The sequence below is a fragment of the Fulvitalea axinellae genome (genome assembly GCF_036492835.1).
Taxonomy (GTDB): domain Bacteria; phylum Bacteroidota; class Bacteroidia; order Cytophagales; family Cyclobacteriaceae; genus Fulvitalea; species Fulvitalea axinellae.
The window spans coordinates 1162564-1181914 of record NZ_AP025314.1 but is presented as its reverse complement, the minus strand read 5'-3'; the positions used below and the strand labels follow the sequence as shown (position 1 = coordinate 1181914).

At 48.2% G+C, this 19351-nt stretch carries 14 protein-coding genes; 3 read left to right on the top strand and 11 right to left on the bottom strand.

The features are described from left to right. Nucleotides 1-63: 63 nt before the first annotated feature. The 7 genes from AABK39_RS04785 to AABK39_RS04755 form a co-directional block, all read right to left on the bottom strand. On the bottom strand, nt 64-1062 hold the full coding sequence (locus AABK39_RS04785; RefSeq protein ID WP_338393773.1) for a FecR family protein: 999 nt from the start codon (nt 1060-1062) through the stop codon (nt 64-66). A 118-nt stretch (nt 1063-1180) separates the two neighbouring features. Next, a complete protein-coding gene (locus AABK39_RS04780) occupies nt 1181-1732 on the bottom strand; it encodes an RNA polymerase sigma-70 factor (RefSeq protein ID WP_338393772.1) in 552 nt (183 codons plus the stop codon). A gap of 491 nt (nt 1733-2223) precedes the next feature. Beyond that, nucleotides 2224-2991 (bottom strand): LytR/AlgR family response regulator transcription factor, encoded by a 768-nt coding sequence (locus AABK39_RS04775; protein WP_338393771.1) that lies wholly within the window; start codon nt 2989-2991, stop codon nt 2224-2226. Nucleotides 2992-3051: 60 nt separating this feature from the next. Continuing rightward, a complete protein-coding gene (locus AABK39_RS04770; protein WP_338393770.1) occupies nt 3052-4092 on the bottom strand; it encodes a sensor histidine kinase in 1041 nt (346 codons plus the stop codon). Continuing rightward, entirely contained in the window at nt 4089-5093 is a 1005-nt protein-coding gene (locus AABK39_RS04765; RefSeq protein WP_338393769.1) for an NAD-dependent epimerase/dehydratase family protein, read from the bottom strand. Before AABK39_RS04765 ends, AABK39_RS04770 begins: the two co-directional genes overlap by 4 nt. Then, a complete protein-coding gene (locus tag AABK39_RS04760; RefSeq protein ID WP_338393768.1) occupies nt 5086-5898 on the bottom strand; it encodes an SDR family NAD(P)-dependent oxidoreductase in 813 nt (270 codons plus the stop codon). The genes AABK39_RS04765 and AABK39_RS04760 overlap by 8 nt, the downstream gene beginning before the upstream one ends. Nucleotides 5899-5944: 46 nt before the next feature. Beyond that, nucleotides 5945-6691 (bottom strand): SRPBCC family protein, encoded by a 747-nt coding sequence (locus tag AABK39_RS04755; RefSeq protein WP_338393767.1) that lies wholly within the window; start codon nt 6689-6691, stop codon nt 5945-5947. Nucleotides 6692-6908: 217 nt separating this feature from the next. Between AABK39_RS04755 and AABK39_RS04750 the strand changes: the two genes are divergently transcribed. From AABK39_RS04750 to AABK39_RS04740, 3 genes are all read left to right on the top strand, one after another. After that, complete coding sequence (locus AABK39_RS04750) at nt 6909-7952, top strand: adenylate/guanylate cyclase domain-containing protein (RefSeq protein ID WP_338393765.1); 1044 nt, start codon at nt 6909-6911, stop codon at nt 7950-7952. 277 nt (nt 7953-8229) lie between these two features. Beyond that, nucleotides 8230-9126: a hypothetical protein gene (locus AABK39_RS04745; RefSeq protein WP_338393764.1), complete on the top strand. Its 897-nt coding sequence runs from the start codon at nt 8230-8232 to the stop codon at nt 9124-9126. A gap of 41 nt (nt 9127-9167) precedes the next feature. Beyond that, nucleotides 9168-10103, top strand: a complete 936-nt coding sequence (locus AABK39_RS04740) for a hypothetical protein (protein WP_338393763.1) — start codon at nt 9168-9170, stop codon at nt 10101-10103. 103 nt (nt 10104-10206) lie between these two features. On the opposite strand, the gene AABK39_RS04735 is transcribed toward AABK39_RS04740, so the two are convergent. From AABK39_RS04735 to AABK39_RS04720, 4 genes are all read right to left on the bottom strand, one after another. Further along, nucleotides 10207-11673, bottom strand: a complete 1467-nt coding sequence (locus AABK39_RS04735) for an endonuclease (RefSeq protein WP_338393762.1) — start codon at nt 11671-11673, stop codon at nt 10207-10209. Nucleotides 11674-11853: 180 nt separating this feature from the next. Further along, nucleotides 11854-13110: a DUF4493 domain-containing protein gene (locus AABK39_RS04730; protein WP_338393761.1), complete on the bottom strand. Its 1257-nt coding sequence runs from the start codon at nt 13108-13110 to the stop codon at nt 11854-11856. A 587-nt stretch (nt 13111-13697) separates the two neighbouring features. After that, entirely contained in the window at nt 13698-17603 is a 3906-nt protein-coding gene (locus AABK39_RS04725; RefSeq protein ID WP_338393760.1) for an endo-beta-N-acetylglucosaminidase, read from the bottom strand. A gap of 144 nt (nt 17604-17747) precedes the next feature. Then, the gene (locus AABK39_RS04720) at nt 17748-19334 is read right to left on the bottom strand and encodes a RagB/SusD family nutrient uptake outer membrane protein (protein WP_338393759.1); all 1587 of its coding nucleotides are present in this window, start codon (nt 19332-19334) and stop codon (nt 17748-17750) included. Between the last annotated feature and the right edge of the window lie 17 nt (nt 19335-19351).

Sequence of the window (19351 nt, the reverse complement as noted above, 5' to 3'; positions counted from 1 at the left end):
ATGTGGGAGCGGAGCGCCGCTCCCATTATTTTTATAAGCGTTTTGGCCAGCGAAGCCTCCGCTTTACTTATCAAACACTCGTAACTCTCTTCCTTTCAATTCCATTTCCACACCTTCCGGCAACGACAGTTGGAGCAAATCCAAAGCGTCCTCTATCGGATGGTTTCGGTTCAGACTACCTGTCATATGGCTTTCCTGCACCGTTTTGGATTCCATTTTAACTTCCAGATCATACATTCTGCCCAGAAGCGTAGCCAAATCGGCGAAGCCGAGTTCTTCGAAACGCTCCCGGCCCGATGTCCATTCGGATTCGTTTCCAGAGGCTTTATACTTCCCGAAGCTCTTGTTTTTGGCGTCGAACACCACTTTTTCGCCGGGTACCAGGCTCAGTTCCTTTTTGTCAGCGCCCGTCGCGTAAATATCGACACCGCCTTCCAACAGACTCACTTGCGATTTCGCCTCGCCGGAATAAGCCTTTACGTTAAACACCGTACCGGTAACCCGGACCGAAATCCCATCGGTTATAACCCAAAACGGTTTATCGTCATTCTTAGCTACCCGGAACAGGGCTTCGCCCGAAAGGTTCACCTTTCGTTCGTCATCCCAAGATTCCAAGGTCAACGAACTTCCGGCATTTAATTCCACTTCACTGCCGTCGAGTAGCTCGTAAGAGGCCACACTGCCGTTCGGTACCCGGAAAGTGCCCAACGATTTGTTTTCTTCAGCAGAGAACAATCTCGAACCAGCATATGCCAAACAAATCAATGGCAACAACACCGCCGCCACACGCATATAGTGATCAAGCCATCCCAAAGTCCGACTCACACTCTTCGAGACCTTTCGCCGTGGCGCTTTCACACCAGCCTTGCGTATTACGTCCTCCACTTCTGAAGGCTTCGGTTTTTTGGTTTCAGACAAGGCACCGGCCAAGGCCCAAAGCTCTTTCGCTTCGGCGAACTCTTCCGGGTCCCGTTCCATCATGTTTTCGATTTCGCGGATCTCGGAAGCGTCGGCCTCTCCGGCCAGATATTTTGCGTACAACCTTTCCATATCAGAATTCATACATACAGTGTTTAACCGACGACTTCCCCTTAGTCAATTTTGAAAAAAAATCACTTTTTTTATTCCGACCGAAAATAGGGAGAAAAAAACACGGTCATTTTTTCTTTTTTTTAAACGATCACAACTCTTCACGGGACCGAAACGCTTCCCGGAACATTTTCAACGCACTGCCCATATGCACCTCCACCGTCTTGATGGAAATCCCCAAGCGTTCTGCTATTTCGGCGTATTTAAGACCTTCTTGCCGGCTCATCGAAAAGACTTTCCGCCGTTGTTCCGGCATTACTTCCAATACGCGCAGTATTCGCTCTTCCGTTTCCTTAAAAGCGTACACGGCGTCGGGGTCGTTTTTCTCAATTCGTGAATTGTGAGATCTCAAAAGGTAATCCTCATAACCGCGACGGCTCTTTCGTTTCCGGATCCGCATCAGACTCAGGTGTTTGGACACGGAAAAAAGATAACCTCGCAAGTGCGACGCGTCTTTGATAGGCGTTCGCCCTTCCCACAGCGCTACAAAAGTATCTTGCGTCACCTCCCTCGCCTCCTCTTCATCATCTAGGTATTCCTTCGAATAATACAGGATTTGGGAATAATACTCGTTCACAACACGCTCGTAAGCCGAAGTGTCACCGGAGCGCAACGCCAAGACCGTTTCATCATTTACCAACATAACAGACCGTTATGATATTATCCTTACAAACTGGACCATCCAGCACTTATAAAACCGCACGGGTAGCGCACAACAAAATATCCGTATCGGTTAAAAACTTAAAAAAGGATCATTATGACTTTCCGAAATTATTTTTGTTTACGTTTTCTCTAGTCTCCCTCCACAAAATCAAAAACATCGTCTACAAGTTCACAGACAGCTTAATCAAACAACAGCTCCGAGAACCTTTTCAAATAAGAGAAAATAACGTTTATAAATACTTTATCTGTGACAAAAACACGAACAGTGCCTCTTGCCAAAACATTTTAAATCAATATAAGGAAAAATGACCTAGCGTCAATGAATCAGAATACGATTATGGACCAAAAATAAAAAACACAAAATGACCAAAAAAAATCAACAGGCTTTAATTTTACTGTTACCCCAATTTTCTTAAAAAATAAAATGCTGGCATAACGGACAGCCATACCTAATAAGTCCCGCAATCGGCATCAACCAGCACCTTCCCCGTCAAGCCAACGTTTGAAATTCCTGATACGGTCACGGCTCACGATGATCTCCTCATCGGGGTCAGGACGCAGTTCCAGCTTTATCCGACTATTAAACCACGTGCTTATCTTCCCTATACAGTCTATACTGACTATGTATTTGCGGTTTATCCTAAAAAATCGGTCGGGGTCCAGTTGGTTTTCCAGTTCAGATACGGTATTGTCCACCGGGTATTTTTCGCCATTGGCCAGGTACGCAAACGTCACTCCTTCATCATAGCGCAAGTAATATACATCCATAGCCGACACGGTCTTGTATCGGTCTCCCATCCGGATCAGGAAACGGGATTTAACGGCCCGCGAACGAGTGTGAACCATACTATCGACAAACTCACGGCTCATGGGAGAGAAAACTTGGCGCATATCACCGAACTTGTCAAGCACCCGTTTTATGTCTTCCCGGTCATAAGGCTTCACGACATAGTCTACGCTGTTGAGGCGAAAAGCTTCCAAAGCGTACTCGCTATACGCCGTCGTGAATACGATCGGTGTTTTCACCTCCACTTGCCTATAAATCTCGAAGCAATTGCCGTCGCTAAGTTCGATATCCTGAAAAACAAGGTCCGGCGCCCGGTGTGTCCTGAACCATTCCACACTGTCCTCCACTGATTTTAGCTTGGCCAGTATCTCTATCTCAGGATTATAGGCTTCCAGCAAACGCTCCAGTCGTTCGGCTGTGTGGTATTCGTCTTCGATTATTAAAATCCACATGGGTCTTGATTCAAAGTAATGAGACTGCAAGGTTTATTTGGGACGGGGTTTCACGCAGAGTCACGGCAAGCTTTTCTTTTTGGAAAGCACAGGCAAATAAACCGTAAAGTTAGCCCCGTCATCCTCAATCACGGGCGCGCGGTCCGACATCATACGATAACGCTTCGTCAGGTTCCGCAAGCCTTTTTTGATTGATCCGCCCTGTATTTTCCTTTTGTTGATATTGTTGCTGACAATAATATCGTTGTTTTCCCTCCTTATCTCTATCACAATGGGCTTCTTGTCGGTGAGCTTGTTATGCTTTACGGCATTTTCCACCAACATCTGTATAGACACGGGCGGTAAATAGGCGTCTTCCAAGTCTTCTCCCGTTATATTATTATTCAGGATCAGGGCGTCTTTGAAACGGGCTTTGAGCAGAAAAAAATAATCCAGTGTTATGTCCATCTCGCCCCGCATAGGCGCAAGCGATTCTTCGTTACGCTCTATGACATAGCGTAAAATCTTGGACAGTTTGACTATAAAATCCGATGCCAAATCCTGGTCGATGTATACCAATTCGGATAAAACGCTGAGGCTGTTGAACAGAAAATGCGGTTCTATCTGCTGTTTCAAAGCCAGAAAGCGCGCCTGTATGTTTCGCTTTTCGAGCTCTTTTACCCTGAGTTGCTCTTCTTTGATTTTTCTTTCGCGATCCACCGTTTCACTGATCGCGTATATCAACATATAAAAAATCGACAAGCCAAAGGTGAGCTCCGGATTCAACTCTCCGACCCCCTCCCACATTGCCTCGTTTCCAAACAGGTATACGTCCCCAAGCTCATAAGCTTTGTTAGAGATATATCCGCTTGAAAATGCCAATAACAAATTCACCCCAAACTTCACTAGGAGCCCCTTGCTTTTCAGCCTCCTATTCACCCATCCAGCCAGATACCATATACCCATCCACAACACGCAGAAAAAAACGGTGAAAACTATCCCGCGAAACGTAATGTCAGGCGACACCTCAAAGCTTGTATCGAAAGCCTTGATAATCAACTGTATTAGAAATACGACACAAAATCTCTGCAGAAACTTCGTCCAAAAACCAGAATCACTCATAGGTATCCGTTTTGACCAAACCACCGCATTCCCTCTTCAACGGAGCTTTCCACATCGGTTTGTTCCATGTCCAATGAGGCTACGGCCTTATTGTTCGAGAAATAATTATCGAGGCACAACAAACGCTTATTGGTTTTGTCGAACAACGCTTTCTTTCCCGACATTCTGCCCACAAGTTCGGAAACGGCCGACACAAAACCGAATACGGCTCCTGGCACCGGAACCAACAGCTTGCGTTTTCCGGACACTTTACTTATCGTCCTGAAAAAATCACGGTAAGTCATATTCTCTCCCGAAAGCAAGAACAGCTCCCCGCTCTCTCCCTTAGTCAGGCCTGTGACGGTGGCTTTGGCTACAGCCCGCACATCCACAAAACTTTTTCCGCCGGGCGGATAAAATACGACTCGCTTTTTTAGGCCGTAAAGTAACATGGTACCGCTGGAAGGGCCAGCGTCGCGGGAACCGAGCATAAACGTGGGCGCCACTACTATGGCGTTTAGCTCATTGGCCCAAGCCTGTTCTTGTATGTGTTCCTGAGCCAAAAGCTTGCTGTAAGCGTAGCCCGATTTCTTGAGCCAAGGCATAAAACCGCCGAGCTCGTTTCCGGGCTTTGCCAGACTCCCGTTCGTAAAGCAATTGGCCGTACTGACAAAAACCATCCGCCGGACGCCGTGCTTGGCACATATCCGAGCTATGTTTTTGGTAGGCGTAATATTCACTCGCTCAAAAGCTTCGAAGTCCGTACCCTTGATGGCTGTCATGGCCGCGCTGTGAATCACGAAGTTGCAACCGGAGATTGCCTGTTCTAAATCCGCTATATCGGTGATGTTTCCTTCGAACAGTTCGTATTCCAAACCGTCCAACGACCGCATATCACAACCTTTGCGCACCATGGCCACTGGTGTGTAGTCTTCGCTTTTGGTCAATTGCTCCACTATATTAGCGCCCAACAGACCGTTGGCTCCGGTAACCAACACTCTTTTCTTGCTTTGCTCAGGCATGACACGTCTTCATTTCGTGGATTTCCCTCAACACATTCTTGCGGAATATAGCCAAGCGGAAAGATTCTGGACAGAGTTTGAAAAACAAACGGCTAAGTTTGGTCATCATTCCCGGCGTTATTTCCTCCTTGCCTTCCAACATTTCTCTGATACAGATTTCGGCCACTTTTTCGGGTCCCAAAATAGTGGATCTCACCAAACCGCCATGCCGGTTAATCCTGTCGGAAACTTCCTTGTTGGTAGGCATACCGCCCGGATAGGCCACGCTTACCCGCACGCCTGTTCCCTCCAACTCGCAGGCCAAACCTCGGGAAAAAGACTTTACGAAGGCCTTCGACGCCGGATAAACAGTCTTGAAAGGCATGGCGCCAAAAGAGGCCATGCTGGCTATATTCAGAATATGAGCGCTTTTTTGCCGGGAAAGGATCGGCAACAAGTTTTTGGTAAGCGAAACCAACGCCCGGATATTCAAAAAGATGATATTGTCGATGTAATTTTCCGACGCCTCCGAAAACGGTTTGGTACCACCGATGCCGGCGTTGTTGAGCAAAACGTTTATCTCGAAAGTTTTCAGGTAACGCACAAGCCGTTGAAGCTGTTCCGCATCGGTCAAGTCGGCCTCAAAGGTTTTTACGTTTACAGAGTATTCCCATTCGATAAATTGACCCACGTCCCCAATTCCCTCCCCGGACAACGACACCAAAATCAGGTTCATGCCTCGTTTGGCGCATTCCAAGGCCAAACATTTGCCAAGGCCTTGGCTGGCACCCGTGATTACGGCGTAAGTGTTTGTTGCGTTTTCCATAGCTCATCCTCTTTTCGGTCAGTCATCTAGTTTCTTATACGAAGCCCTACGGGTTTCGCTTCATATATCTTCGCTCGCTTCTCTTCCTCAAGTCATCAAAAGACTGAATCAAAACAGGTTGCGTGAACTTATCTTGTATAAAACGGGGCACCACCGGCTCTGACGCCGCTATGGAGGAGAACTCCACACCGGTAACTCCTTCCCCAAAATTGCGCAGTATCCAATACTCCTCGTATCGCTCCTGACGTTCCACTCCTTCTTCCCTTTCCGTATAATCGGGGCTGGCCGTAGCACGAATTATCACCTGTTCAGGCTCTCGTTCAACCGTATATTTAGCCACCAAATCCTGCTGACCGAATATTTTCGGTATATCGAATTGGGTATACGTCACCCAGCTGTTTTTCTTACGGTCCAAAATTCCGCTTTTCCGTACGCCCGCTTTCCATTGCGTCAATTCGGCGCTATCGGACAGACAAAAGATCAGGTCCTCGGCATCGGCTTTTACCGTGAGCTCAAAACGCACCTGTCTGGTTTTCTTCCCTTCGGCCGTCCGCACCCAGCGATACATCAGCGTAAGGTTGCGTTCTTTTTTCGCCACTTTCCAACCGCTCACCGCCTCATATTCTGGCTGGGCCAAAGCGGGGCCGAGACTTAACGCTATGGCAAAAACGAAACCCCATAGGTTGCGGACTATTCCCAACGCACTCAGCAGACGAATGATTTTAAGGCCCAAAACCGTCAGCCTCATCGATACGTTGTCCAAGAATCTTATGAAAGCGTTTTTTTCCATCATCTTTTTTGTCTTGCGCCCAAGGGACTACTTTTACACCACAAAGTTACGCCAGCCTCGCCATGAGCGGAATTCGAAAAAGCCGAACCGTAGAATAAGCCTCTGAATCGCAAAAAGACCCAGCAAACCGTTTTTTTCCGCTTTTACCGGCCGGAATCAAAACTGCCATATTCCCAAAAGCGTTTCCTTTTTTCGGAGCCTCAATTTTGTTGAAGTAAACATGAAAAGCAGATACCTCGCCAGCGTCCTGAAACATTTCGCAATCTGGACTGTCGCTTTCACGTATTGGAGCCTGGTAAGAGTTCTGGGGTTCGAGACCATGCCAAAAGACCTGTGGCATGTCGTGATGATCAACGCCATACTGGGATTGGTCGCCGGGATACTTTTCGGGTCAACCGATTATGTATTGAAACAAAAACTATCAAAAAACCTTTCCTTCGGCACTGTCATTATCACCGGTTCGGTCTCTTACTTTTTAGTCATCCTAAGTATGATTTTGGTCGGCATCATCATTTACACGATGTTCGAACCGTATGACTTCCACTGGTTTTACTTCAAAGACTTTATCCTATCGAAAGACATGGCGCTCTTGCTCCCATATTATTTCGGCATTATCTTCTTCGTGAATTTCATGCGCCAAGTCAGCCAAAAATTCGGCAGGGGAAACCTTTGGAAAATGATGACCGGAAAGTTCCACAGCCCAAAGGAGGTAGACCGCGTCTTTATGTTTTTGGACCTGAAATCGTCCACGTCTATAGCCGAAAAGTTAGGCCACATCCACTACAGCGAGCTGATTCAGGATTGTTTCGCTGACTTGACCATTATTGAGAACTATAAAGCGGAGATATACCAGTATGTGGGCGACGAAGCGGTGATAACCTGGGAAATTGACCGAGGGAAAGAAAGCTCGAACTGCTTGCAAGCTTTTTTCGGATTTCGGGATGCGATAGCGGAAAAAGCGGAATACTATAAGGGCAAATACGGTTTGGTTCCCGAATTCAAAGCAGGGCTGAATTCCGGAAAAACCGTTATGGTGGAAGTAGGCGAAATAAAAAGGGAAATAGCCTATCATGGCGACGCCATCATTACCGCTTCAAGAATACAAGGGGAATGCAATCGCTTCGGGCAAGACATTCTGGTGTCGGAAGTTCTGTACCGGTGGTTTCGGCACGACGAACGGTTCACGTTTTCATGCATCGGGGAGACAGTTCTGAAAGGCAAAACCGAAAGCGTAAAAGTATTCGGCGTAGAAAAGCGTTTGTGAACACTCTCCTCTTTTTAGTGCCAAAATCCCCTCTACCCCCAAATGTACCAGCTATAGCCTTGTTTGTACCAGCCATAAGCCGGCCGTAACTGCGAAATTGCGAAGCGAGCTCTTTATCAGTGAGAAGGCAAGCCAAAATCCCTTCGCATATCAATTCCGGTCGTGTACTCTGCCTATTCGACCGCTCATGTAAAGTCACACCGCCGAACGGATCCCTGACGTGTCTTTCTCACCGACGCTCGCACAAATATATCGCTTAAAACTATCAACAGACTCTATGAATTTCCCATTCCAATATCGACCAATAACCGCATTCGCAATATTCGTCCTGTTCTCACTCGGTTCGTGCCAAAAAGACAATGATAGCGACATCCCGTCCAAACCTGACACCCACGAAAAAAGGCTTTCCAAAGTAGAGTTCACCTCATACGACAAGCACAGGGTTCCGCCCGAGCCTTTGCACTACCGTATGGAATACGCTTATACCGATAACGGCAATTTGCTCCGGAACAAATACATCAAACTGGACGATGAAAAGAAAGAAGTCGCTTCCAGCTCAGGCATTTTCAAATACGATGCGCAAGGACGCCTGATCCAACGAGAGGTCTTTGACTACAACGGCTCATTGGCATTAAACTTAGAAATCAAATATCCGAATGACCAAGAGGCCCTGCTCGTTAACCAAGTCTTTGCCGGACCGGAACTTTTTCAGGTTGACTCCACATTCGTCACCCTCAATCCGGACAACACCGCTAAAAAATGGACAAAAAAACGCTACACAAATAACAAGCAGAATGTTTTGATAGGCCCATACCCCGAAACGACCTATACGGGAGTCTACGACAGTGAAAAAAGGCTTATTTCCCGGACTTACAAAAAAAACGACGGGGCCGAGACAGTCTATGAAATCAGTTACGACGACAAAAACAGCATGACGAAAAACTGGTACGCCAACCAGCCAATCGCTTCGCTGGCTACGCTAATCATACCGTCGTTCAACCTCATTCAGCCTTCGCAAACCAACAATGTGACGAGCTTGAAATTTAAAGGCCAAGAAGGTGGTACAGTCAACACTTTCGAATATGACAAAGACGGCTATCCCACAACACAAACCACAACCTTGGACGGAAACCTGCGCGCAAAACTCGAATTCGTTTACGAAGAACAACCATAAACAAACAGCTTCACTCCAAATCCTTTCAACTTCCAATAACCATGAAATTGACGTACTCCTCTTTTTTTAGCCGAACGCTACCCGCTTTTGCGTATCTGTCCGCCTTGTTATTCCTCGCTTCCTGCGACAAAGACGACTGCGACGCGCCACCCGAAACGCCTACCATGGAAAAACGACTGGTCCGTTCATGGGGCGAATACCGGTTCTCGTCCAATCCCGAGGAAATAAGAAAGATAAAATCCGACTACCAATACACCGGTACCGGAAACATTCTGCGAGTCACGGACTATATCGAACATCCTATTGACGGCGATTTTCAATTATGGAAGACATTGGATTTCCATTACGATAATGAAAAACGACTGAAAAGGATCGAGGCCTACAGCAGTCCAGGTTTCAACGGCTCTTTGGAACAGGAACTCGCAACGTCTCTCGAATACAAAAGCGATACGGAAATCGAAATGATCGAGCACTTCTTTTTCAATCTGAAGAGTTACGAACTTGACACCGTAAAAATCACCCTAAACGACCAAGGAAGAACCGAAGCTTGGGAGATGAGAGTTTATACAAACTATAATTTCGAAGACGTCTGGCTTTATAACGGCACCTCAACATATGAATTCAGTTATGACGCGTTAAACCGTCCCGTGGAAGTCAAAACGCAATACCAAAGCAACGATCCGATTCTTTCGAGATACACGTTCGACGATAAGCGTAGCCTGGCCCAAGGGTGGTTTTCCGGACAGGCGTTCGAGGATTTCGCCAACCAGGCCATCCTTTATATGAACTTTGAGCCGATGGGGATCAACAACGTAACTTCCATCAAACAGACATCGACCCAAACCGAAAACACTCAAATCGAATTCGAATACGACGCTGACGGCTATCCCACAGAACGCACGGAAACCAAAAACGGAACTTTCGTCAGCAAACAGTATTTCGAATACGGCTTCGTTGACGTATCCTCAAAAAACTAATTTCCAGCACACGCCCCGAAGCCCCACTGGATTTCAACAGAAAAGAGGCTGTCCCCGATTCCGGAAACAGCCTCTTTCAATTTTTTACAGTTCAAAGATCAAATTACTTGACCAAAATATAGTTGAACTTCACTTTTGCGCTCGGCAAGCTGGCCATTCTGGCCGTACTGCTCGTCACCCAAATTTTGTCCACAAATTCTGGATGGTCCACATATGGGTTACGGTTACCTTGGAATTTGAAACCTTCTTCGTTTCTGGTGATTTCCTTCTGGCTTACAGGATCGTTTTTGTGCCATTTCAGGAACATCTCCAACGCCCAAGGATCAAGTCCTTTGTAATCATGGCTAAACACTTCGTTGTCCCAACCGCCAATTTTCGAAGCGTAACGGGTTACGAAGTAGAAGTAAATTCTGGCGACATCGCCTTTGTATTCGTCAATAGGCTCGAAGGCTGTTCCCGAATATCCAAGTCCCGAACGGGCCGATCCCAATTCGGAACCGTTTTGCGAAGTCCAAGAGGCGTTGTCCACTTCACCATAAGGGTGGCTGCTTCTTTTGCCGTTCACGTAGCCGTCGGTAGGCAGAATGTGGAAAAAGTCATTCACCATCGGCGCTTTTTTGCCAAACCAGCTCTTAGGAACAGTGTGTTCGCGGTTATAGCAATCGCCTTCTCCTCCGTAATTTCCGCATTGGCCCGAGCCAAATGAGTAATCGTAAGGGTTAGCTCCGTTAGGGTTATCGGAATAAATATCCCAAACCGTTCCGTCAGAACGACGGTCCGAAGTTCTGTAAATCTCCCACAGGGCACTATAGCCCCTATCTCTGTGGCCCTCGATAATATCGGTCAGAGTACTTTTCAGGTCGGCGCCCACTTTGCCTTTGGCGCTTTTGTAGTACGGCTCCAGTTCGCCACCTCCGTCGCCTTCGTTAGGAACGGTCAGCTTTACGGTAAGCATACTGCCCGGCGCAATCAGGTTGTCGCCTTTCTCGATGGTTTGGGTATACGAATCGTTTTTGGAACCCGTAGTGAAATTCACCTTGACGGTTACGGGACCGTTAAAAAAGTGGCCCGAACGGGTTTCTGATTTGGCGTAAGCCAAAGTTCCTTCAGGGCTAGTTACCTCAGCGCTGTATTCGCCGTAAGTCTCTTTGAATTTGTCAGAATACGTTAACTTAATTCCGAAACTTTTCTGCGACACGGTTATCGACAAGTCGCTGACTTGGCCCGATGTCACCGTAAAATCTTTCTCTCCGTAGTAGTAAGGCGTATCCCAAGCCGGCGTTACGTTCAAGCCGTTGGTATATTCCACCGAATATTTCCCCGCGGGTAAAACGACCTCGCCCGATTCGGTGCCCGAAAATTCCGCCACTTTCTCGTCCGAAGCATTTTTGATGACCCCTTTCCAAGAATCGCTCTCATCGAATTCCGGCGCCCCGGTTCCGTTGAAAAAAGCCTTGGTCAGTACAGTGCCGCTTCCTTGCTCATCGGTAGTCAGGTCCGAAGAACAACTCCAGGCCACCATTACGGCGGACAGGAAAAACAGCGTTTTCAATTTTGTATAAACTCTCATTGCGCTACAGTATTTTACCGCCTCTGGCTTCCGAATCTTCCCAGCCCGCAGCGTATTTTGACGGACAAAACGCCCGCCGTAAAATGAAGGGTACCGCATGACCGTTTTTAAACGGCCAGCGGTACTCCGGATTATTCTTCAGAACCGTCCGCAAAGGGCGGGCGGCGCATATTTCCAAAATCAGTTCACAGTGTGCGAACCGAGGTTAGAGCCGTCATCTCTGGTTTCGATTTTGTCCCAATCGGCGTCTTCGTTGAAAGTAGTCGACGGTGACTTGACCGAAGCTTTTCTGATAAACGTCTTATCGCCCCAAATCTTGTTGTTTTTCTCGTTGCCAAGCGTTCCGAAAACGTCAATTCTAGTGTCGTTTTTCAACAAGAACACTACATCGTCACCGTTAAAGGTCAGTTTGTCCGAAGTCTGGTCAGCCACAACCCCGTCATTCAACAAGTCCTTATTGTATTCCAGATGTGTGATCAAGAATACACCACCCGACTTGATAGTTCCGCTAAGCGGGATAACGTTCGCGGCCTCGTCAGTGGCTCCGTTAGCGAAAATCGCCAAAGCGTAACCTTCCAAGCTCATGTCGGCACCTGTCGGGTTGTAAAGCTCGATCGCCTTGTTTTGGCTCGAACCTTCGCCGTACTCCGAGATGAAGATCTCGCCGTCGCCTTCACCCGGCTCAGGAGTTTCGCCGTCGCCAGGCTCTTCGCCTTCACCCGGACGCACGATAATCGTGGTTTCCTTCTGGTCCACGCTGTCGTCGATCGTGATAGAAATACTGATTCCGGTTTTCTCACCTTCTTCAGTGTAGTCAACCGTTACGGTCCAGAGCTCCTTGCCGGCTACAGCCACGGTTTTCTCTACGCTCTTGTCTTCAGGCAAGTTGATTTTCATTTTCACGTCGCCCGGCAGGAAGTAGCCTGTACGAGCTTCGTCTTGGACGTAGTCCAGCTTTCCGATTTCCGAAGAGAGTTCGGCGCTGTAAGTCGAATATTTGGCTTTGAAAGCGTCGGTGTACACAAGCTTAACACCGGCGTTGGTCTGAACGCAAACCAATTCCGCTTGGGCGGTGTTCTCGGCCGTTACGCTTACTTTTTCCATATCGCCGTAAACGGGCGATGCGAAAGCCGGAGCGGTAAACTCTTTTGATACGGCGTTTACGGAATATTCGCCGGCCTCAAGCTCAACGGTTTCCGGAACCTCCGAAAATTTGTCGTAAGAATGGACCACTTGGTCTCCTTTGAGGATGCTCACCTGAAAGTCATCCACCGAATTCGATGACATGCGAGCCAATGTTTTGGAATCCGTTTGGGAATCCACAGTAGCGCTGATTGTCAACTCGCCTTTTTGGGTCGGAGTAGAATCGTCGCTGGAGCTGGAACAAGAGAACATAAATCCTCCCGCCAACATCATCAGACAGGTAATTTTTTTCATAGTAAAACTGGTTTGGATGCGTTGTTTCGTATTAAAAACACCCGCAATATAATCTTATGAATGGATTTTCATAAGATTTCAGCGATACCGGTTCTTCTACTTTGGAGGATAAAAAAAACGTTTCTCAAAGAATAATGCCATTCAACAAAACACAACAATGACTCTCATTACAAAAAACCACATCATTCACTCCAACAACTTAAAAAAACAATATTTTATTTTGAGTGAAAAAAAATACGCACGCTATTGAGCATGTCTTAGGCTCATATTTTTGTATATTTCCAATTAAACAAATTAGAAAAACACAATATTCTACATTATTACATATACTGTAATTAATCGGTAACTTACAATCCGGTAGACTCTTCAAAGAAAATACGCCCCGTATATTTCAAAAAATAAATCCACTAAGTCTAAAAAACTAAACACTGGCTCAAACACAACAAGAACACAATTATATAATTATCACAGAAAACGGTTAAGGCTATAGATCATTATACCATATCAGTCCATCGACTTTTACCAAAAAAAAGGACGCCGGCTAAGCCGACGCCCTTTCGCACATCTAATTTTTTATGTCGTCACATTTACTTCTTCATCACTCTGCGCAATTCAACGCCTTGACCGGCTACGGTTACGCTCACGACGTATACGCCTTTCGGCAAATCGGACATATTAACGCTGGTTGAAGCGCCAGATCCTTTCACTGTTTTGAGCAAATTCCCCTGAACGCTAAACACTTCTACAGTCAGGATTTCGTCTGTCGATTGGATATTCAAGACATCTTCCACCGGATTCGGGAACAGTTTGGTCTCCGAAACAGGAACATGACTCTTAACGGCTTCGGTACCCGAAACGCGTTGTTGTACGCCACCCGTGTATGTAACTTCCAAAACCGGACGCAAATCGGCGTCAGTATGCTCTTTGGTATAAAGCTTCAGGAACGGCGAACCTTTTACGCTCGAACGCATCTCCAACGAGAGCGTTCCGTCAGCCAAATCATCGGTGAGGCTATTTGTCAGATCCACACTCAACACGCTACCTGCCGCTTGTCCGTTTACGCTGGCCAACACATCCGACGGCGCCGGCATATTGCCCCAAGTGATGCCAGTCTCCGTCCAGCTGTCGTTTGTCACTCTGCGTATTTCGAAGGCCGTACTTAAAGCGGAGCTATTCGAAGACGCTACCCCGAGCTTCAACGTAGCGCTTTCAATCGTAGCGCCTGACGGTATTTGACCCAAATCGAATTTGAGATAAGCCCGGCGAACGTAATGGATGGAACCGCCCTCTTTCACCAAAACCGTGGATTCAGTGCCGTAATTCGTCCCTTGGTTTTTACCGTAGGTATAAGCGTCGGCCAAGGCAGAGAGATTCAGCGTTTCCGGCCCGGTAAAAGGCAAAGTGTTGATAACGAAGTTAGGAGAAACGGCTGTCCCGATACCTGCCTCGCCTTCGGCGTTCTGTACGCCGGCAAGGTCCAAAGTGATTACGTTTTCCAGTTCCTGAATATTGTCTGTCGGGGTGAATACGGCGTTATAAACCGTCCCGTCACCCGTCAAAGCCGAAAGCGTTCCGTTTGAGAAACTAAGATCGCCAGCCTCGAAACCAGTAACCGCCTCGGAGAAAGTAACCGTGAGCAGAGCGGTTTTGCCTTGGCGCAAATCAGCGTCGTCGAGGCTGAGAGTGGCCGTAAGCGGTTTCGGGCCGTTGTCTTCGGGTACGTAACGTCCGTACACCTCCAGCTCGCCGAATTTCAGCTGCACTAACTGCGACTTCGTACTACGGTTTACATGATACTGTACTCGCACGTAACGCCCAACGATATTCTGCGAAGACAGATCATAAACCGAAGGCGCCTGCATCTGTCCTTTTTCCCAATAATTATACACGACGTTAGGGTCGGCCTCGGCCTCTTCCCTTACCCTTGAGGTAAATGGAGTCTTGGATACCATAACGTGGAAATCGCTGATACCGGCTTCCGATTCCTTGAAACGCTTGAAAGCCTTGATTTGGCTGACATTAACCTGAGAGCCCAAATCCACTTCCCACCAAGGCTGTTGGTTCGGTGTTTTGTAACTGTCGCGCCCGCAGAACATAGTCGAATTTTTGCCGTCGTTGCCACGCTCGGGACCACCGTGGTCGTCTACGCTTGAGCGATAACTCGGTTGGTTCAGCGCAAGATTTACGCTTTGGTCCGCCACCGTCACGTCCGTTTCGATGGTGTAGGAGCCGTTGTCGTTGGAAACAGTAAGGGTTACCTTCTTCACGCCCGGCGTGGCGAAGGTCACGTTGCCCGGAGTTTGGGAAGCGCTTGTGGCTGGAGTGCCGTCTTCGAAGGTCCAAGCGTAAGTGTTCGCGTAATCCGCCACACTTGAAGCGAACAGGCTTTCGTCTAGATTCACCTTTACGTTCATATCAAACTCGGCCCAAGGAGTTGGGTCATAAGCTACGGATCCGCTTTCCGAGAGGCTGGTAGTCTTGCGGTCTTCGCCCACGGCAACTACCCTGAAACGCATATCGCCTTCGCCTTCCGTTCTTTTCACGTTTTTCAAAACAATGGCGCGAGAAAGCGAACGACCCACAAATACGGAATCGCGAGGCTGGTCGCTGATTTGGTAAACGTCGAAATAGGCCACGCCAGCGTCTTTGTTATATCTCGGCGAGCCCAGAAGGTCCCAAGTGATTTCCCCCGACAGGAATCTGCCGGTCATCGCCACGGAAGCCTCCACGCTTGTAGGCGCGTCTGGCGTAGCGACGGGAGTATCGGTAAGCGACAGGCCACCGATATGGGCGCGATAATTCGAAACGCCCGTAACGTTCAGGCCCAATACGGCCAGCGCACTTCCGGCGTAAGCCGAAAGGTCCAGCGTCTTGGTATTCCAACCTTCATTTTCCACTTGTCCCAAAGGAAGTTTTACCGTAGCTCCCAAGCCGTTTCCGTTTTCGAAAACCAAAGCCACTTCCAAGCCCGAAGCGTCGCCGGCGGAAGCGCCGTCCACTTTATAGGTCACGCTTACTTGCGAAGCAGCGCTGATGTTGAGTTTTGTTTTGAAAATACGCAACACATTGTCAGAAGAACCCGGGTTTCCTTCCAGCAAAAGCGAGCTACCGCCATCGTAAGCTTCCTTGAAATCGATCGAGGCTTTTACGTTCTGGCCTCCCTCGGCCCACCACCAGCGCCAAGTAGGAACGATATCCTGCAAGGCCAAGTTCGACCAATAGCCTTCCGTCTGGCGCTCACCGTCTTTGGCGAAGAAAGTACCGCAACCTTCGTTAAAGCTGGTCACGAAAGGAAATTCGTCGATAGTGGATTTCGCCGCCAGATACGCAGCCATACCGGCCACGCGCAAGGTCTTTCCGCTACCCGACAAAGGCGATCCCGGACGGCTAGGATCCACGTCCGGACCGCTCCACATATCGTTGATAAAAGCGTAGTAAATGTCTTTTTTCTCCTCCGGAGTGGCGCCGTTGTTTCTCGGTCCGGTCAGCCACATCGCTATCGATGTGGGAGAGTTCAGAAGATCTCTCCAAGGGTGCGTATTATTGTCGGCGATAACCGAAGGCATGTTCAACCCGGCGAAAACCCTTTCGTACGGATCGTTTTTGCCCGCAGGGAAATTATTTCTGACAAAATTAGCCGAAGTATTGAGCGAACTGGCGTTCCACTCATAATTCAGGAAAGCTTGGCTAAAAGTAGTCTTTCCGTTTTCTTCCAACCAAGTGTCGTTACTGGAATCGATCTGCTTGATCCAGAAATTCCTATTTCCGTTATCGTAATGCACGTAATAGTACGTCAGCTCGAAGTTGTCCAAGCCATTTTCGTCGGCGATGCGACTGACTTCCTGAAAAAAGCCACGGGTCTGGCGCGCCACATCCGAGGGGTAACCCGTCACTTCTATATTAAAGGCATAACCGTCAAAACCGTAATGCTCCGCGATCTCCACCAACTTACGGGCGTGCTTGTAGCTTTCGTCAGAGTTTTTGGCGATCATTTCCCGAAAAGTACTGTTGTTCGGACTTGTAGGGTCGGCGAAAGTACAACCGCCCAAAACTTTCACGCCATTGCGGTGACCAGCCTCGATATAAGAGGCCGAAGGAATATAAACGCGGGTGTCCCCTCCGTTCCAGTAAGCCCAAAAGTTCAGATACTGCCAGAAATACGGATTCGGTTGGTCGAATTCCTCGCTCTGGCGAATCTTGTCGCTGGTACCGGCCCAAACACCCATTTGCCGGGCATGGGGAATAGAGGGGTTCGCTTGCGAAGCGGAAAACTTGAACCGGTCGGCCAAAGGCACACGGGAGATCATGTATTTCTCATGCTCCAAGCTCCCCGGGCTCCAATTGGCAATAAAGTCGGCGTCGTTGGACCGGAACGAGACGGTTTTGATCTTCGGATAGGCATTCTGCGCCCGCAAACGCGAGCCGAAGCCTACGACCACGACAAACAAGACGGCCATTAGCAATGACCGCTTCAGCGTAAAGTGTCTTTTCATAAGAATTGGGGTTGTGATGTTTACAATCGGTCAGAAGAGTTTCTGACACGGAAAAAAATGGCCGGACTACACCGGCCATTTAAAAAATTTATTCTTCAGTTGTCAAAAGGCCGATCTCTCTTCAGAAATCAGTGGCTTCCTAGGTTACCAACCGGGGTTTTGCGCCCAGCCGTTCGATTTCTCGATCTCCGAGGCTGGAATCGGAAACAAATAGTCTTTTGGCGCTTCGAATTCTCGGACGGGGTTATCCTCGATAAAATCAATGCCATCGCCTACCTTTTGGACATCTTTGGTAGTCATACCGTGCGCTTTTTCCAGCCATTTCCAACGTTTGAAGTTGGAATACATCCAACCTTCCATTGCCAACTCGCGGATATATTCTTTGTACACGTCTTCCATCTCAATATCACCGGCGGTATAAAGCGGAAGTTTGTCCGACGCGCGTTTTCTGATTTTATTGATTGTGGCGTCCAATGTCGCTTGATCCACGGAAGCGATTCCGCCTTGGTTGGCTTTTGCCTCCAGATGCATCAACAATACGTCAGCGTAACGTAACAGGATCAAGTTCAACGGCCCCTTCTCCGGCAACGTTAAGTCTGGACCACCTTCAATAACATTCTTACGGATATGCAATCCTGACTCGGAGTGAGTATAGGCCGGAATATTCGGGTAGACGGTCTCCTCCCCCACTTTGTTCAGGAAAGTAGCGCCCGGACGCAGAATTGTGGCGTCCATACGCGGGTCTCTGCCTTCGAGCATTGTATAAAACTTCTCAGGAACCAACGGAGCGTACACTTCGTACGTAGGGTTTTCATCTATGACCTCATAATACTCAACCAAGTTAAAAGAAGGCACCATCCACGACCAGCCACTAACGCCCATCGCCCTGTTACCCAGCAACTTTTCCACAACGTTTCCTTCGCCGTCTTCACCACCAATGTACTGGATATCGAAGATCACCTCTCCATTGTTCTCATTATCCAAGGCAAAGATCCTCTTATAATCAGATTCCAAAGCGTAATCCAACTTCATCACCTCAGCGGTGGCGGCTTCGGCTGTAGCCCAATCTTTTTTGAGCATCGCCACCTTCGCCTTCATCGTGTAGGCCGCGCCTTTGGTCGCTCGCCCAACCTGATGCGCTTTGACCGGCAAATACTGGATAGCGAAATCCAAGTCTTCGATCATCAACGCGATCACTTCGTCAACAGAAGAACGAGGCACGGTAATGTCATCCAATGTCGGGACGTGCTCGAACAAGGCCACACCTCCATAATTATCCGCCAAATGGAAATAGAACATGGAACGCAAGTAACGGGCTTCCGCCTTAATCCTGGTTTTCTGGCTTTCGTCCGAAAAAGGAACGTCATCCACTCGGGTAAGCACCTCGTTCGCTCGCACTACGCCCCGGTAAGACTGTTTCCACAGCTGGCCTACAAAGCCCGAAGTCGGCGTATGGTAGCCACGCGCTACCTCGTTGAACTTTCCATCCCGCGAGTCGCTCAAAATTGTGAGGCCGTCAAAGAACGGGAATGTCCCCCAGCCCAATTCCCTTTTGGGACTTTGAAGGGCATCGTAAACTCCGGCCAACCCTTCCTCGGCTTGCGCCGGCGTTTTCCAGAAAGTGGTACTGGCTATATTGTCGTGGGGTTGCTTGTCCAAGAAATCGTCGCCACATGAAGTGAACAAAAGCGAAAAGGAAAGCGCAAGCCCTGCGTATATTATCTTTTTCATATTCTTCGCTATAAAAA

Coding starts and splice junctions, on each gene's coding strand:
- AABK39_RS04785 (WP_338393773.1), bottom strand. CDS start 1,062: ATGAATTCTGATATGGAAAGGTTGTACGCAAAATATCTGGCCGGAGAG.
- AABK39_RS04780 (WP_338393772.1), bottom strand. CDS start 1,732: ATGTTGGTAAATGATGAAACGGTCTTGGCGTTGCGCTCCGGTGACACT.
- AABK39_RS04775 (WP_338393771.1), bottom strand. CDS start 2,991: ATGTGGATTTTAATAATCGAAGACGAATACCACACAGCCGAACGACTG.
- AABK39_RS04770 (WP_338393770.1), bottom strand. CDS start 4,092: ATGAGTGATTCTGGTTTTTGGACGAAGTTTCTGCAGAGATTTTGTGTC.
- AABK39_RS04765 (WP_338393769.1), bottom strand. CDS start 5,093: ATGCCTGAGCAAAGCAAGAAAAGAGTGTTGGTTACCGGAGCCAACGGT.
- AABK39_RS04760 (WP_338393768.1), bottom strand. CDS start 5,898: ATGGAAAACGCAACAAACACTTACGCCGTAATCACGGGTGCCAGCCAA.
- AABK39_RS04755 (WP_338393767.1), bottom strand. CDS start 6,691: ATGATGGAAAAAAACGCTTTCATAAGATTCTTGGACAACGTATCGATG.
- AABK39_RS04750 (WP_338393765.1), top strand. CDS start 6,909: ATGAAAAGCAGATACCTCGCCAGCGTCCTGAAACATTTCGCAATCTGG.
- AABK39_RS04745 (WP_338393764.1), top strand. CDS start 8,230: ATGAATTTCCCATTCCAATATCGACCAATAACCGCATTCGCAATATTC.
- AABK39_RS04740 (WP_338393763.1), top strand. CDS start 9,168: ATGAAATTGACGTACTCCTCTTTTTTTAGCCGAACGCTACCCGCTTTT.
- AABK39_RS04735 (WP_338393762.1), bottom strand. CDS start 11,673: ATGAGAGTTTATACAAAATTGAAAACGCTGTTTTTCCTGTCCGCCGTA.
- AABK39_RS04730 (WP_338393761.1), bottom strand. CDS start 13,110: ATGAAAAAAATTACCTGTCTGATGATGTTGGCGGGAGGATTTATGTTC.
- AABK39_RS04725 (WP_338393760.1), bottom strand. CDS start 17,603: ATGAAAAGACACTTTACGCTGAAGCGGTCATTGCTAATGGCCGTCTTG.
- AABK39_RS04720 (WP_338393759.1), bottom strand. CDS start 19,334: ATGAAAAAGATAATATACGCAGGGCTTGCGCTTTCCTTTTCGCTTTTG.